12 protein-coding genes and 1 pseudogene are annotated in these 15,954 nt (G+C 69.9%); 8 read left to right on the top strand and 5 right to left on the bottom strand.

Features of this window, described 5'->3' with window-relative positions:
• Positions 1 to 111 precede the first annotated feature (111 nt).
• The 4 genes from OHS17_RS28615 (at position 112) to OHS17_RS28600 (ending at position 6,609) form a co-directional block, all read left to right on the top strand.
• Positions 112 to 1,158, top strand: a complete 1,047-nt coding sequence (locus OHS17_RS28615; RefSeq protein ID WP_330314467.1) for an Rv2578c family radical SAM protein — start codon at positions 112 to 114, stop codon at positions 1,156 to 1,158.
• Positions 1,159 to 1,290: 132 nt separating this feature from the next.
• On the top strand, positions 1,291 to 2,868 hold the full coding sequence (locus OHS17_RS28610) for an alpha/beta hydrolase (RefSeq protein WP_330314466.1): 1,578 nt from the start codon (positions 1,291 to 1,293) through the stop codon (positions 2,866 to 2,868).
• The gene (locus OHS17_RS28605; RefSeq protein WP_330314465.1) at positions 2,843 to 3,535 is read left to right on the top strand and encodes a GNAT family N-acetyltransferase; all 693 of its coding nucleotides are present in this window, start codon (positions 2,843 to 2,845) and stop codon (positions 3,533 to 3,535) included. The genes OHS17_RS28610 and OHS17_RS28605 overlap by 26 nt, the downstream gene beginning before the upstream one ends.
• A complete protein-coding gene (locus OHS17_RS28600) occupies positions 3,418 to 6,609 on the top strand; it encodes a type ISP restriction/modification enzyme (RefSeq protein WP_330315384.1) in 3,192 nt (1,063 codons plus the stop codon). The genes OHS17_RS28605 and OHS17_RS28600 overlap by 118 nt, the downstream gene beginning before the upstream one ends.
• Positions 6,610 to 6,642: 33 nt before the next feature.
• Here the strand turns inward: OHS17_RS28600 and OHS17_RS28595 are convergent.
• The 5 genes and pseudogenes from OHS17_RS28595 to OHS17_RS28575 form a co-directional block, all read right to left on the bottom strand.
• Positions 6,643 to 7,554: pseudogene (locus tag OHS17_RS28595) on the bottom strand (IS5 family transposase).
• Positions 7,555 to 7,575: 21 nt separating this feature from the next.
• Entirely contained in the window at positions 7,576 to 7,905 is a 330-nt protein-coding gene (locus OHS17_RS28590; protein WP_129858186.1) for a hypothetical protein, read from the bottom strand.
• Between the two features lie 46 nt (positions 7,906 to 7,951).
• The gene (locus OHS17_RS28585; protein ID WP_330314464.1) at positions 7,952 to 8,323 is read right to left on the bottom strand and encodes a hypothetical protein; all 372 of its coding nucleotides are present in this window, start codon (positions 8,321 to 8,323) and stop codon (positions 7,952 to 7,954) included.
• 191 nt (positions 8,324 to 8,514) lie between these two features.
• A complete protein-coding gene (locus OHS17_RS28580) occupies positions 8,515 to 9,528 on the bottom strand; it encodes an EcsC family protein (protein ID WP_330314463.1) in 1,014 nt (337 codons plus the stop codon).
• Positions 9,529 to 9,768: 240 nt separating this feature from the next.
• Positions 9,769 to 10,344: a HEAT repeat domain-containing protein gene (locus OHS17_RS28575; protein WP_330314462.1), complete on the bottom strand. Its 576-nt coding sequence runs from the start codon at positions 10,342 to 10,344 to the stop codon at positions 9,769 to 9,771.
• Positions 10,345 to 10,685: 341 nt separating this feature from the next.
• Here OHS17_RS28575 and OHS17_RS28570 point away from each other — a divergent pair, with 341 nt between their 5' ends.
• From OHS17_RS28570 to ccrA, 4 genes are all read left to right on the top strand, one after another.
• A complete protein-coding gene (locus tag OHS17_RS28570) occupies positions 10,686 to 12,467 on the top strand; it encodes a 3-hydroxyacyl-CoA dehydrogenase family protein (RefSeq protein WP_330314461.1) in 1,782 nt (593 codons plus the stop codon).
• Positions 12,468 to 12,558: 91 nt separating this feature from the next.
• Positions 12,559 to 13,374 carry a TetR family transcriptional regulator gene (locus OHS17_RS28565; RefSeq protein ID WP_026171159.1) on the top strand — a complete coding sequence of 272 codons (816 nt, stop codon included), beginning with the start codon at positions 12,559 to 12,561 and terminating at the stop codon, positions 13,372 to 13,374.
• A 53-nt stretch (positions 13,375 to 13,427) separates the two neighbouring features.
• Positions 13,428 to 14,240, top strand: a complete 813-nt coding sequence (locus OHS17_RS28560) for a GNAT family N-acetyltransferase (RefSeq protein ID WP_330314460.1) — start codon at positions 13,428 to 13,430, stop codon at positions 14,238 to 14,240.
• Between the two features lie 351 nt (positions 14,241 to 14,591).
• Positions 14,592 to 15,953 carry a crotonyl-CoA carboxylase/reductase gene (ccrA, locus tag OHS17_RS28555; RefSeq protein WP_443053341.1) on the top strand — a complete coding sequence of 454 codons (1,362 nt, stop codon included), beginning with the start codon at positions 14,592 to 14,594 and terminating at the stop codon, positions 15,951 to 15,953.
• Position 15,954 lies beyond the last annotated feature (1 nt).

Here is a 15,954-nt window from a genome sequence, read left to right as displayed (position 1 = left end):
GAGCCAACCACCTCGCGTGTCGGGCTCAAAATCCGGGCCGGGACGAAGGGGAAAAAACGATCATGGGAACAAGTGTTCTATTCTCGGTCCAGAACTACCGAGGAGGCGTCCATGCGCTGGGACAATCTGGCTGAAGACAACGCCAACCACCCCACGAGGGGTACGGGTGCGCTCTTCGCCGCCGACGCGGTGACCACCCGCACCTTCGACACCCCCGAATTCCGGGGCATCACCTTCCACGAGATCCGGGCCCGTTCGATCGTGAACCGGGTGCCCGGCGCCTCCCGGATGCCGTTCGAATGGACCGTGAATCCGTACCGGGGCTGCACGCACGCCTGCGTCTACTGCTTCGCCCGCAAGACCCACAGCTATCTCGACCTCGACACCGGGCTCGGCTTCGAGTCGCAGATCGTCGTCAAGGTCAACGCCCCGGAGCTGGTCCGCCGCGAGATCGCCTCGCCGCGCTGGCACGGGGCGCACATCGCGATGGGCACCAACGTCGACTGCTACCAGCGGGCGGAGGGCCGCTACCGGCTGATGCCCGGCATCCTGACCGCCCTGCGCGACCACGCGAACCCGTTCTCGATCCTGACGAAGGGCACGCTGATCCTGCGCGACCTGGAGCTGCTGCGGCAGGCCGCCGAGGTCACCGAGGTCGGCGTCTCGGTCTCGGTGGGCTTCACCGACCCGGAGCTGTGGCGGACCGTGGAGCCCGGCACGCCCTCGCCGGAGCGCCGCCTCGACGTCGTAAGGAGGCTGAGCGAGGCGGGCATCGACTGCGGGGTGCTGATGGCGCCGGTCATCCCGCACCTCGGCGACAGCCCCGAGCAGCTGCGGGCCACCGTCCGCGCGATCGCCGCCGCCGGCGCGACGTCGGTGACCCCGCTCGTCCTGCATCTGCGTCCCGGCGCCCGGGAGTGGTTCATGGAGTGGCTGGGCCACCACCACCCGCATCTCGTACGACGTTACGAGCGGCTGTACGCGGACGGCGCCTACGCGCCGACCTGGTACCAGCGCCGCATCACCCGGTACGTGCACGAGCTGGCGGCCGAGTACGGCATCGGGCCCGCACACCGGGGCACGGCGCGCAAGCTCCCCCGGCGCGAGCCGCATCCGCCGCTCGACGGCTCGGAGCCCACCCAGCTCACCCTGCTCTGAGCGGGCGGCGCCCCCACGGGCCCGCAAACGGGTCATCTCTTACCACAACGGGTCCTTCCGGCTCCGATTGCGGGGAACATGCGGCGGGGGCTGCGTACCGCGCAGCCGTGTTCCCCCATCCCGGGAGGCCATATGACGAACCGTTCAGTACTGCTGTGCGCCCTCGGGGCGACGGTCGCCGGTCTGGTGACCGCCGCGCCGGCCACGGCGGACACCCCGACGCCGCGTGCCGCACCGCTCGCCTGGAAGGACTGCGGTACGAAGTCCTCCCCGACCCTCCAGTGCGCGACGGTGCGCTCCCCGCTCGACCACGACGACCCGGCGGGCCGCCAGGTCACCCTGGCCCTGACGCGCGTGCCGCACACCTCGAAGACCTTCCAGGGCCCGCTGCTGGTGAACCCGGGCGGGCCCGGCGGCAGCGGCCTGTCGATGGCCCCATTCGTCGCCGCCTCGCTGCCGAAGGCGGTCGCCTCGCAGTACGACGTGATCGGTTTCGACCCGCGCGGCGTCGGGAAGAGCCGCCCGGCCCTGGACTGCCTGCCCGGGTACTTCGACCCGGTCAGGCCCGACCCGGTACCGCAGTCCCTCGGCGGCGAGCGGGTCAACCGCAACCGCGCCCGTGACTTCGCGGCGGCCTGCGGCGAGAAGCACCCGGACCTGCTCCCGTACATGGACACGGTGAGCGCGGCCAAGGACCTGGACGTGATCCGGCGCGCGACCGGGGCGCGGCAGCTGAACTACTTCGGCTACTCCTACGGCACCTACCTCGGCACGGTGTACGCGAAGCTCTTCCCGGACCGCGTCCGGCGGCTGGTCCTCGACTCGAACGTGGACCCCGAGGGCGTCTGGTACGAGGACAACCTCACCCAGGACTACGCGTTCGACACCCGGCACAAGGCGTTCGCCGCCTGGGTCGCGAAGTACGACGCCACGTACCACCTGGGCGGTGACCCGGCGAAGGTCGAGGCCGCCTGGTACCGGATGCGGGACGCGGTGAAGAAGCGCCCGGCGGGCAAGAAGGTCGGCGCGGGCGAACTGGACGACACCTTCCTGCCGGGCGGCTACTACAACGGCTACTGGCCGGTGCTGGCCGAGGCGTTCGCCGCGTACGTCAACGACAAGGACGAGAAGCCGCTCGTCGCGGCGTTCGAACGGTTCGGCGCGGTGGACGCGGACGGCGACAACGGCTACTCGGTCTACACGGCCGTCCAGTGCCGGGACGCCGACTGGCCGCGCGACTGGAACACCTGGCGCAACGACACCTGGCGGGTGCACGCGAAGGCCCCGTTCATGGCCTGGGGCAACACCTGGTACAACGCCCCGTGCGCCGACTGGCCGGTGGAACCCCTGAACCCGGTGCGGGTCTCGAACCACGCCCTGCCCCCGGTCCTGCTCTTCCAGGCGACGGACGACGCGGCCACCCCGTACGAGGGCGGAGTCACCCTGCACCGCAAGCTGCGCGGCTCCCGCCTGGTGGTCGAACAGGGCGGCGGCAACCACGGCGTCACCCTGAGCGGCAACGCCTGCCTGGACCGCTACCTGACAGACTATCTGGCCAAGGGCACGGTCCCCCGCGCCGGCCGAGGCGAGGCCGACGCGGTGTGCGCGAAGACCCCCGACCCGAAACCGGACCCCGCCAAGTCGGCCCGCCCGGCGCTACGCCCGGACACGGGCAGCACACTGCATGGGCTGCTGGGGTTCCGGGGCTGAGAAAAGGCGGCGCCTTCCCCGGGGGCGTGCGCAAGGATGGCCGCGTGATCGATCAACCGGCCCCCGCGCACGCCCCCACCCCGTATGGCCGCGACATGACGCTCGCGGACTGCGAAGCCGTCGCGACGGTCCGGGTGCGCGGCTGGCAGAGCGCCTACTCTACGTACTCCCGGAACAGACCGGGACGGGCGTGGGCCGGGCCCTGATGACCGAGGTCCTCGCTCGCGCCACCGCGGCCGGTCACCCGGACCTCGTCCTGTGGGTGCTGAAGGAGAACGCCCCGGCCCGCCGCTTCTACGAGCGCGCGGGCTTCCGCACGCCGGGTTCGTCCACACCGGCGACGGCCAACCGCCCCGTTGACAGTCCGTCGCCCACGCCTGACCATGCGTTACGGGGATCACATCGTCTGACTCGACCCGTGGGGGGCATATGTCAGAGGGGCTGTACGGCTGGCTTGTTTCTGCTGTGTCGGAGTTCGGTCGGACGGCCAAGATCAAACTGTCGGGCGGCGGCAGTGGCGAAGCGTCGATCCGCGGTCCGCTCGAAGCTCTGCTCAAGGTCGTCGGTGAGCGGCATCATCAGCACGAGGTCAGCTGGCACGACGAGTACTCGCTCCCGGACCTGGGCGTCCGGCCGGACTACGCGGTGCGGGCCGGCGGTGAGCTGACGGGCTACATCGAGCTCAAGCGGCCCGGCCTCTCCGTGGACCCCAGTACGTTCGGTAAGACCAACACGGAGCAGTGGGAGAAGCTGCGGAATCTCCCCAACGTGCTCTACTCGAACGGAACCGAGTGGCGGCTGTTCCGCGATGGGCACCAGGTCGGAGAGACGGTCTGGTTCAGCGGTGCGTTGAAGAGCGCGGGCTCGGCCTTGACCCCGGCAGATCCGGCGGCGTTCGACGCATTGCTCAAGATGTTTCTCAACTGGAAACCACCGGCGATCTCCAACGTCTCCCGCCTCGTTCAGCACATCGCGCCTCTGTGCAGGCTCCTGCGGTCCGCGGTCGTGGAGCAGCTGGCAGTCGAACGGAAGTCGTCCGCCGCGGATGACGACCCGCGGGCCAGGCCCTTCACCGGCCTCAAGAACGAATGGCGCAGACTGCTCTTTCCCAGCGCCGACGACGCCACGTTCGCGGACGGTTACGCCCAGGCGGTGACCTTCGCGCTCCTGCTCGCGCGCTCCGAGAACATCCTCGTTCCGGAAGCCGGACTGCATGACATCGGCCGCAGTCTGAACGCCGACCACGCCCTCATGGGCAGGGCGCTGCAACTGCTGACCGACAACGTCAACGACCGCTTCCGGGTGACGCTCGAACTGCTGCAGCGCACGATCACAGGTGTGGACTGGCCCGCCATCCGGGCCGGTAACCGGGATGCGTACCTCCATCTGTACGAACACTTCCTGACTGTGTACGACCCCGCGCTGCGACAGAAGAGCGGCTCCTACTACACCCCGCACGAGATCGTGGAGGAGATGGTCCGCCTCGCCGACGACGTGCTGCGGACCCGCCTCGGACAGCGGACCGGCTTCGGTGAGGACGACGTACGCATCGTGGATCCGGCCATGGGTACGGGCACCTACCTGCACACAGTCATCGAGCGGGTGGCGGAGCGGGCGGCCGACAGCTTCGGCCCGGCGATGGCCCCCGACGCCATCGCCCGGCTCGCTGAACGCCTTTACGGCTTCGAGCTTCAGATGGGTCCGTTCGCCGTCGCCGAGCTCCGGACCTCGGACCTGTTGAAGCGCTACGGAACGCCTGTGCCCCAGGACGGGCTCAACCTGTTCGTGACCGACACGCTCGACAATCCCTTCGTCGAGGGCGAGCAGTTGTACGTGTACGACGCGCTGTCCGCATCCCGGCGGCGGGCCAATCACGTCAAGGCGAACATCCCGGTGAACGTGGTGATCGGGAACCCGCCGTACGACGACAAAGCGGAGAACCGCGGCGGTTGGGTGGAGAAGCGCAACGGCAGCCGGGAATCACCCTTGCTCGACGATTTCAGGCTCGCGGGCAACGGCCGCTATGAGCACGTCCTCAAGAACATGTACGTCTACTTCTGGCGCTGGGCGACCTGGAAGGTGTTCGACGCGCACGAGGACGACAGGCACGGGGTCGTCTGCTTCATCACCCCGTCCGGCTGGACGACGGGTCCCGGAGGGCGAGGTATGCGGCATTATCTGCGCCGCACGTGCGACGAGGGATGGGTCATCAACCTCTCCCCGGAGGGCCAGCGGGCCGAGGTTGCCAGCCGCCCCTTCCCCGGTGTCGCTCAGCCACTGGCCATCTGCGTCTTCGTCCGTAGAGCCGAAGGTGCACGCGGCACGGATCATGCTGCCCGCGTGCACTACCGCTCCGTATCGGGCAGTCGTGACGAGAAGTTCCGGCAACTGCGCGATATCCGACTGGACGACGACGGATGGAGGGACACCCATCCAGCAGGAAGCCGCCCCTTCACACCGGCGACGCAGTCGGGCTGGGAGGAGTTTCCCGCTCTGGACGAGCTCTTCCCATGGGGCAGCCCCGGTGTCAAGGCGAACCGGTCCTGGGTCAGCAGCCCGTCGAAGGAGACCCTGCGCCGCCGTTGGGCAACGCTGATCCGGGAACACGACCCAGAGGCCAAATCCACACTGTTCAAAGAGACCCCGGACCGTACGCTCGGCGAGAGCAGGCAGCCGCTTTTCGGTCACACTGTGCACTCCCGCCCTGTCGGCGAGGAAACACACACCCGTCCCGAGACAGTGCGAATCGCGCTGCGCAGTTTCGACAGGCAGTGGCTGATCGCGGACGGCCGCGTCCTCGATCGGCCTCGCCCAGATTTGTGGGCTGCGATCCGCAACGGCCAGATTTTCCTGAACCAGCAGTCGTCGCACGAGATCGACTCAGGCCCGGCCGTCGTGGCGACGCATCTGTTACCCGATACAGACCACTTCAACGGCCGGGGTGGCCGTGTCATGCCGGTGCTGCACCCCGACGGGTCGCCCAATGCCTCGGCAGGGCTCCTGCGCCACCTCACACGCGCCCTCGGCGGCGATCCGGTGACCGTGTTCGATCTCGCCGCCTACACCGTCGCCGTCACCGGGCACAGTGCCTTCACCGGACACTTCGCGGAGGACCTGCTCACTCCCGGCGTACGCGTGCCGCTCACCCGTGACGCGGAACTGTGGGACAGGGCCACGGCTCTGGGCGCCGAAATCCTTTGGGCATCGACGTACGGCGAACGCTTCGCCGACTCCGACGCCGGCCGCCCTGCCGGTGACATCGGATTCCCGTCCGGCGACGAGCGGCAGGTCCGCTACCTGACCCACATCGGCGGCACCGTCCCGAACGCGATGTCATACGACCCCGACACCCAAACCCTGAACGTGGGTGAAGGCACCTTCGCACCGGTGCCGGAGGCCGTCTGGGCCCATCACGTGGGCGGAATGCGGATCCTGAACAAATGGTTCGGCTACCGCAAGGCAAAGCCGACAAGCAAGAAGACAAGCCCTCTGGACGACATCCACGTCGACAGCTGGCCGCCGGAGTGGACGACAGAACTGATCGAACTGCTCTGTGTTCTGCGTCGCCTCACCGATCTGGCGCCCGCGCAGAACACTCTGCTCACAGAGATCCTCGCGGGCGAAGTCGTCACGTGCGCAGAGCTCGCCGCCGAGGGGGTGACACTCGCATCGGCATTCGCCCGCAAGCCGCGACACCGACCAGAGGGAGGGCTTTTCACGGAGGCGGACGTCATCTGCTGACCTCTGGTGCTCAGGCCGGGCGCGACGCGCGACCTAGAGCCTGTCTGACAAATGATCACCGAGCGGGTTCGCGGAGCCAGAGGATCAGGCATGCCAGGACGACTCCGGCTCGGTAGCGGTCGGCGAGTTTGTCGAACCTGGTCGCGATCGAGCGGAACTGCTTGAGGCGGGCGAAGCATCGTTCGACTACGTTGCGGTCGCGGTAGATGGCCTTGTCGAATGCGGGTGGCCGGCCGCCGAGGGTCCCGCGCCGTCGGCGGTTGGCCGCCTGGTCGCGGCGCTCGGGGATCGTGGCGACGATGCTCCGACGCCGCAGTAGGTGGCGGATCGCCCTGCTGGAGTACGCCTTGTCGCCCAGCACGCGTTCGGGTGTTGTGCGCGGGCGCCCTTCTGCGGCGCGCGGGACGCGGATCCCGGCGAGGACCTGGCCGAAGGCGGTGGCGTCGTTGACGTTGCCGGGCGTGAGCACGATCGACAGAGGAAGGCCCCGGCCGTCGACGGCGAGGTGGACTTTGGTGGTCAGCCCTCCCCGGGAGCGGCCGAGGGCCTGGCGCGCCTGCGCGCGGCCCCGATCTTCCGGTTCGTCCCCGTCCGTGTCCCCTTTTTGCGGGCGCCGGCGGCGTGCTGGTGGGCCCGGTTGATGGTGGAGTCGATCGAGACGCTCCATTCCACTCGGCCCACCGCGTCGTCGCGGACCTGGACATGCTCCAGCAGCTTCGCCCAGGTCCCATCGGACTCCCAGCGGGCGAAACGCTCGTAGACGGTCTGCCACGGCCCGTACCGGTCGGGGAGGTCACGCCACGGGGCCCCGGTCCGCAGGCGCCATAGAACCCCGTTGACCACCTGACGGTGGTCACGCCACGGACGGCCACGCCCGTCCACCTGCGGCAACAGCGGTTCTATCCGCTCCCACGCCGCATCCGTCAGCTCACCTCGACCCGTCACAAGATCAATTATCGACCGACCTCAGTCGCCCATGAACCACAGGTAGCTGCCCGGCGTTGCCGCACACGCTTCCAGGAGCACACCCAGGTCGAGGAGGGCCGCCCGCTGCCCCTCGTCTGAGCAGTTGCGCACCAGGACAGCAACCTCCTGACGAGCGACTTCGGCCTCCTGCTCGTTGAACATGGTGTCCCCGTACGGGTCAACCCAGCCCAACTTGCCGGGCCCGTGGCGGTCGAGCGCACTCAGCGCACGCGCCAGCGCGTCGCCGTGTGCGTAGGACCCACGAAGCAACGTCGTCCGAGACGGACCCTTGCGAGGCCTCCCGGAGTGCAGTTCAAGCTCGATGCCCATCGACCCTCCAATGATCTCTGCCTCACAGCTTCGCAGAGATCATTTGTCAGACAGGCCCTAGTGCCTCTGCGAGCGAGATCGAGCCCTGAGCAAGTCTCCGAACGGTCAGGGCGAAGTGCGGTGCCGCCGCTTCACCGGACTCGGCGAAGCGGGCCACATCGCTCAACCTCAACTCGGATGCCTCAGCGACACGGCGGTAGTGAACCGCTGCTCCAAGCTCCGTGACCACCAGCCAGCCATCCCGCTGCTTCAGCAGTCGCAGCCAGGCCAGGACCGGCACGTCGACGCACACCTGGTCCGGATCAAGACCGCGTGCCGCCGCTGCCCGTGCATGCTGTCGACCGCCGCTGCCCGGGTCGGGCAGCGCGGCGACTGCCAGTTGGGCGAGAAGCCGCCACTGCGCATCGGTGAGGTCCATGTCGGGCATGGGAGCCGGAGAATGCATGACGTCATGCCTAGCACATGGTGCGTCCGGCTCTGGCCAACGCCAGCACCAACCTCCTGCCGTCCGGATGGACCGTGTCCTTTTCAGAAAGCTGACTTCACCGCTGCTGCGACCTGGAGGCACCCCCGGCTCCGACGGCATCAACGCCTCACCAGGCTCGTCACCTACTTGGCGTCGGCCTCAGGAGCGTCACTCGGCTCGGTCGCCAACGCCGTCGGCAGCGGCATCCCGTACTTGTCGCACAAGAACCGCGTCTGGCAGTACCGCTGGGCGTCGGCGGCCACCCTGCCAAGGACCGCGGAATTCATCCCGGCGCCTATCAGGACGCCCACCAACGGCACAACCTTGGCGACGTTCTTGACCGGCACCCTGGCTCCGGACGGGCCCATCTGCTGCATCAACTTCTCAAGCGCGGCAACGAGTCTGTGGTCCTGACGGAGCTTGTTGGACCAGTTCACCCGCCCCTTGAGCGCCTCCGCCGCCCGCGCGGTGTCACGCAGCGGCCCTGCCTTGGCCGCCTGAGCCATGAAGGAACGCTGCACCAGGCGCTGGATGAAGTCCTGCTCGTCGGGGTCCTTGGCGTCGTAGCCGTAGGAGTACGCGATGCGTGCTGCGATCGACGTGCTCATGACTTGCAGAACGAGGATGTCCGCGGTCATCGCGACGGGGATGCCGGCGACCGGGACCATGGCCAGCGCGCCCATGGCCCCGCCCTCTATCGCACCGGTGGCCCGCCACTTCAGAGTATTGCGGGTCAGCAGTCGATCGCAGAACTTCAGATCCTGGCGGCGCAGTTCGGTGAAGCTGTCGAGCTCAAGGCCTCGCTTGCGGGCGATCTTCTCCACGTTCTTGGGGTCGTTGAGCTCCAGAGCCGATTCGTTGACCAACTCGACCAGCGACGCCGCACCCGCGAGCGCCGGGCCCAAGGCCTTGTCGGCGACCGCACCACCCGCCCGACGGATGGGTTCGGAGACCGCCTCCGGCACAGCCTCCTTGACCCGTCTCACCGCATTGCCCGTGGCCTCGCCCGTACGACCGATCGCGGTGCTCGCCCAGTTCGGCAGACCTCGGCGGTTGTTGCGGTTCTGCCAATGCTCGTTGAGCGAGGCCCAAACCTGCTCCTCGTACGGGCTCATGACTGTTGCAACGTCGGCGATCGGGTCGGTGCCAGTGCTCATCCCGGTTCTCCATCTCTACAGTGGCCACTGGGCGCGGGTTGCCCTGCCGACCTTTCCCGTGCGCGCACTGGCGCGGAACGCCGACGGCGAGCTGCAGCAGTCAGTGACGCAGGGGGCGCCCTGACGTCGCTCCCGCTTCTGTCACTTCCATGGGTGACTCAAGAGTGGTGAAGAAGGTTGCACGGGGGCACACAGAAACCCCACAACCGGAACCAGTCGTGCGCCAGCCGGACCACACGCTCACCCCTCCCCCAGCCGCCCGAGCGCCTCCCGCGCCGCATCCGCCAGCCGAGGCCGGGGCAGCGCGGCCTCCAGGACCGGGCGGGCGGCCTCGTCCCCCAGGGCACCCAAGCCTTCCACGCACGCCAGGGCGACGCGCCAGTGCGGTTCGTCCGGGCCGAGCAGCCGGGACAGGGTCTCGATCAGCGCCGGGGCGGATTCCGGGGCCCGGAGGGCGGTGAGGAGGCGGACCGGGTGGAGGGCGTAGGCCGTGCGCAGGGGGTTGGTGGCGAGGGCGGCGGCCGCGCGGGGGGTGCGGGGGTCGGCGAGGCGGGTCAGGGCGTGGGCGGCGCTGACGCAGCGGTCGGGGTCGCGGTGGTTGAGGAGGAGCACCAGGGGTTCGAAGGCGCGCCGGTCGCCTGCGCAGCCCAGGCGGAAGGCGGCGATCTCGCGGGCCCACAGCGGGCGTTCGTGCTCGACCAGCATCCGGGCCAGCTCCTCCTCGTCCTCGGTGGCGAGCAGGGAGCGGTAGGCCGCCGACTCCCCCGCCTCGTCGGCCAGCCGGTGTGCCAGGGAACGGAACTCCTCGTCGTCCATGACCGTCAGCGTATCGGCGGACACGGTGCGTACTGGTGGGGTGCCGAAATGTGGCACGGACCACAACTGGCCAGGGCTGGCGCGCTCGTTACTCGCTGGTTAAGCTCAGTTGAGCGGGATCCCCTCCCGTCGCTCCGATGGCCTGGTGACGCAGCCCCGGAGTGTTGTCGGTTCGGCAGCTGTACGAGACGTGGCCCCGGGACAGGGTCCGTCGCTCCTTTCCGGTCCCGGGCGTGGATCACGCCCGGTGCTCGAACACCACGACAGGCACCTCCCGCACGCCGTGCGCCGCGCGCGCCCCGTGCGTCCCCTCAGTCGTCACTCATCCCTGGAGTCCCGTGATGGACATCCCTCTCTCCACCATTGCCGTCGTCGGCCTCGGCACGATGGGCACCGGAATCGCCGAGGTCCTCGCCCGCTCCGGCCGCGAGGTCATCGGCATCGACACCGACGAGGCCGCCGCCCGCCGGGCCGTCGCCTCGCTGGAGGCGTCCACCGCCCGCGCCGTGGAGCGCGGGCGGATCACCGAGGAGGAGCGGCGCGACGCGCTCGCCCGCTTCCGTACGTTCTCCGACCTCCAGGCGGCCGCCGACGCCGAGCTGGTCATCGAGGTCGTGCCGGAGTCGTACGAGATCAAGCAGCAGGTCTTCCGGGAGCTCGACGCGGTCGTCTCCCCCGCCACGATCCTCGCGACCGGCACCAACGCCCTGTCGGTGACCCGTCTCGCGGCCGAGTCGCAGCGCCCCGAGCGGGTGCTCGGACTGCACTTCTTCAACCCGGCGCCGGCGATGAAGCTGGTCGAGGTGGTCTCCTCGGTGCTGACGGCCCCGCCCGCCGTCGAAGCGGTCACCCAGCTGGCGCGCCTGCTGGGCAAGGAGCCGGTGGCCATCGGCGACCGGCCGGGGTTCGTCGCGGACGGCCTGCTGTTCGGCTACCTCAACCAGGCCGCCGCGATGTACGAGGCGAACTACGCCACCCGTGAGGACATCGACGCCGCGATGAAGCTGGGCTGCGGCCTGCCGATGGGTCCGCTGGCCCTGCTGGACCTGATCGGCATCGACACGGCCCGTACGGTCCTGGAGGCGATGTACTCCACCTCGCACGACCGCCTGCACGCCCCCGCGCCCATCCTGGGCCAGCTCGCCTCCGCCGGACTGACCGGCCGCAAGGCGGGCCGCGGCTTCTACACCTACGCCGAGGCGGGCAGCCAGACCGTGGTGCCGGACGCGCTGACGCCCGCGCCGCGCGGCGCGGAGGCCGCCGGGCGCACCGTGCGGTCGGTGGGCGTCGCGGGCTCGGGGACGATGGCCTCGGGGATCGCCGAGGTCTTCGCCAAGGCCGGTTACGACGTGGTGCTCGCCGCGCGCGGCCAGGAGAAGGCGGACCTCACCAAGGCCCGGATCGCCAAGTCGCTGGGCCGGTCGGTCACCAAGGGGCGGCTGAGCGAGCAGGCCCGGGACGAGACGCTGGCCAGAATCACCGCGGCGGCCTCGCTGGACGCGTTCGCCGAGGTGGACCTGGCCGTGGAGGCGGTCGCCGAGGACCTGCTGGTCAAGCAGGAGCTGTTCGCCACGCTGGACAAGGTGTGCCGGCCGGGTGCGGTGCTGGCCACGACGACCTCCTCGCTGCCGGTCGTCGCGATCGCCCGGGCCACCGGGCGGCCCGAGGACGTCGTCGGGATGCACTTCTTCAACCCGGCGCCCGCGATGAAGCTGGTCGAGGTCGTGCGTACGGTGCTCACCGCCGACGACGTGCACGCCACGGTCCACGAGGTGTGCCACACGGTCCGCAAGCACCCGGTGGACTGCGGGGACCGGGCGGGCTTCATCGTGAACGCGCTGCTGTTCCCGTACCTCAACAACGCCATCAAGATGGTCGAGGAGCACTACGCGTCCCTCGACGACATCGACGCCGCGATGAAGCTGGGCGGCGGCTACCCGATGGGCCCGTTCGAGCTCCTCGACGTGGTCGGGCTCGATGTCTCGCTGGCCATCGAGAAGGTGCTCCACAACGAGTTCCGCGACCCGGGCCTGGCGCCCGCCCCGCTCCTGGAGCACCTGGTGGCCGCGGGCTGCCTCGGCCGCAAGACGGGACGCGGATTCCGCGAATATGCCCGGCGCTGACGCGGGAGCCGGCTGGGGCGGGCTGCTCGGGCCTCCGGGCGGCCCGCCCCCGCAGGCGCGCTCTCCCGCCCCCATGCAGTACGTTCACACCATGTCCCAGCCCGCCAGGTCCACCCGTGTGTCCGCCGCGCCCGACGTCCCGGAGAGTGCCGCGGGCACCCGAGCCGCCGCCCAGCGGCTCAAAATGCGCCGCGAGCTGGCCGCCGCGGCGATGGAACTCTTCGCGACGAAGGGGTACGAAGCGACCACGGTCGATGAGATCGCGGGCGCGGCGGGTGTGGCCCGGCGGACCTTCTTCCGCCACTTCCGTTCCAAGGAAGAGGCCATCTTCCCGGACCACGACGACACCCTCGTACGGGCCGAGGCCGTCCTCAACGCGGCCCCCGCGCACGAGCACCCGCTCGACACGGTGTGCCGGGGCATCAAGGAAGTCATGCGGATGTACGCGGCCAAGCCCGCGGTCTCCGTGGCCCGTTACAAGCTGACCCGCGAGGTGCCCACCCTGCGCCAGGCGGAGATCGCCTCGGTGGCCCGCTACGAGCGGCTGTTCACGCGCTATCTGCTGGGCCACTTCGACGAGCGCGACCAGCACCCCGGCAACGACGACCCGTTGCTGGCGGAAGTCGCCGCGTCCGCCGTCGTCACCGCGCACAACCACGTACTGCGCCGCTGGCTGCGGGCGGACGGGCAGGGCGATGTGGAGGCGCAGCTCGACCAGGCCTTCGCCATCGTGCGCGACACCTTCGGCACGGGCATCGGCGCGGGCCGCACGGCGGGCGCCGAGCCCGCGCAGCCGCCGGCCGCGTCGGTGGAGACGCAGGGCGAGGTGCTGGTCGCGGTGGCGCGTACGGACGCCCCCCTGGACGAGGTCATGCGGACGATCCAGCAGGCCCTCAAGGAGCGCTGAGCCGCCCCGGAAACCCTGTTGCCGGGGTGGTCCCCCGGTGCTGGGGTGTGCGCATGAACGATCATGTGACATCCGAGCGCGCCCGCCTCCTCGCCGTCTTCGACCGGGTGATGCGCGAACAGGCCCTCCCCGACGGCCCCCGCGGCCGCGTCGAACGCGTGGGTGACGTCGTACGGCAGGTGGGCGCCGCGCACGACTGGAACGGGGTGGTGTGGTCCGCGCCGGACCTGGACGCCGCCCGGGCCGACGCGGCGGTCGCGGAGCAGGTGGCGCACAGCGAGCGGCTGGGCTGCGACGCGTTCGAGTGGAAGCTGTACGGGCACGACCGGCCCGCCGACCTGGGCGCGCGGCTGCTGGCGGCCGGTTTCGAGGCCGAGGAGCGGGAGACCCTGCTCGTGGCGCGGGTGGCGGAGCTCGCCACGGAGGTGCCGCTGCCGGAGGGCGTCCGGCTGGAAGAGGTGCGGGACGAGGCGGGCGCGGAGCTGATGGCGCGCGCCAATGAGCGGGCGTTCGGCCGGGACGGGTCCTGGCTGCGCCGGCAGGTCCTGGACCGGCTGCGGGAGGCCCCGAAGCATTTCGTGGCCCTCGTGGCCATGGCGGGCGACGAGCCGGTCAGCTCGGCCCGGATGGAGCTGTATCCGGGCACGGGGTTCGCGGGGCTGTGGGGCGGCGGCACGGACCCGGCGTGGCGCGGGCGGGGCGTATACCGGGCGCTGGTGGCCTTCCGGGCGGGCGTGGCGGCGGAGCGGGGCTACGACTACCTCCAGGTCGACGCCACCGAGGACAGCCGCCCGATCCTGGAGCGCCTGGGCTTCACGGCACTGACCACCACGACCCCGTACATCTACCGCCCAGCACGTCCCTGACCTGCCATACCGGGGCGACTCGTCCCATACCGCCGCCCGTGTTGCTCATGCGTGGCGACCGGCTGACAATTGAGGGAAATTACTGGCACCGAGTGCCTTGTCAGCTGTCACGCAGTGCCATACGTTGAAGGCATCCGGGCGGCCGGCGTGCTGGGATCTCACGTACGCCGGCTGTCCCCGCAAACCACCGCGTTTGCGCGCCCGGGCGCCTGCGTCACCAGGCAACCCTTCTGCTCCACCGAGCAAGCAGCCGAGCACCACCCGCCGAACCGACGGCACACCTCCAGACCCGCATTCCCTGCTCGCAGGGCCCCTCAGCGTTCCCTCAACGCCGCACCATCGGAGGCACCCGTGAAGGAAATCCTGGACGCGATCCAGTCGCAGACCGAGGCGAAGGGCGGCTCCGGCGCGCCCGCCGCCGCCGACTTCGCGGCGCTCCCCGTGCCCGAGTCGTACCGCGCGGTCACCGTCCACAAGGACGAGGCCGAGATGTTCGCGGGCGTCGACAGCCGCGACAAGGACCCGCGCAAGTCGCTCCACGTGGAGGACGTGCCGGTGCCGGAGCTCGGCCCGGGCGAGGCCCTGGTCGCGGTCATGGCCAGCTCGGTGAATTACAACTCCGTCTGGACCTCGATCTTCGAGCCGGTCTCCACCTTCGGCTTCCTGGAGCGCTACGGCCGGGTCAGCGAGCTCACCAAGCGCCACGACCTGCCGTACCACGTCATCGGTTCCGACCTGGCGGGCGTCGTCCTGCGCACCGGCCCGGGCGTCAACGCCTGGAAGCCCGGTGACGAGGTCGTCGCGCACTGCCTCTCGGTCGAGCTGGAGTCATCGGACGGCCACAACGACACGATGCTGGACCCGGAGCAGCGCATCTGGGGCTTCGAGACCAACTTCGGCGGTCTCGCCGAGATCGCGCTCGTCAAGTCGAACCAGCTGATGCCGAAGCCGGACCACCTCAGCTGGGAGGAGGCCGCGGCTCCCGGGCTCGTCAACTCGACCGCGTACCGCCAGCTCGTCTCGCGCAACGGCGCCGGCATGAAGCAGGGCGACAACGTCCTGATCTGGGGCGCCAGCGGCGGACTCGGCTCGTACGCCACGCAGTTCGCGCTGGCCGGCGGCGCCAATCCGATCTGTGTCGTCTCCAGCGACCAGAAGGCGGAGATCTGCCGGAAGATGGGCGCCGAGGCGATCATCGACCGCAACGCCGAGGGCTACAAGTTCTGGAAGGACGAGCAGAACCAGGACCCGCGCGAGTGGAAGCGGTTCGGCAAGCGCATCCGTGAGCTGACCGGCGGCGAGGACGTGGACATCGTCTTCGAGCACCCCGGCCGCGAGACCTTCGGCGCGAGCGTCTACGTGACGCGCAAGGGCGGCACCATCGTCACCTGCGCCTCGACCTCGGGCTACAACCACGAGTACGACAACCGCTACCTGTGGATGTCGCTCAAGCGCATCATCGGCTCCCACTTCGCCAACTACCGCGAGGCGTGGGAGGCCAACCGCCTGATCGCCAAGGGCAAGATCCACCCGACGCTCTCCAAGGTCTACTCGCTGGAGGAGACCGGCCAGGCCGCCCACGACGTGCACCGCAACGCCCACCAGGGCAAGGTCGGCGTCCTGGCGCTGGCCCCGCGCGAGGGCATGGGCGTGCGCGACCACGAGATGCGCGCCAAGCACCTGGACGCCATCAACCGCTTCCGGAACGTCTGAC

Source organism: Streptomyces sp. NBC_00523 (assembly GCF_036346615.1).
Lineage (GTDB): Bacteria > Actinomycetota > Actinomycetes > Streptomycetales > Streptomycetaceae > Streptomyces.
The sequence above is the reverse complement of the archived record's forward strand: the minus strand, read 5'-3'. Positions and strand labels throughout refer to the sequence as shown.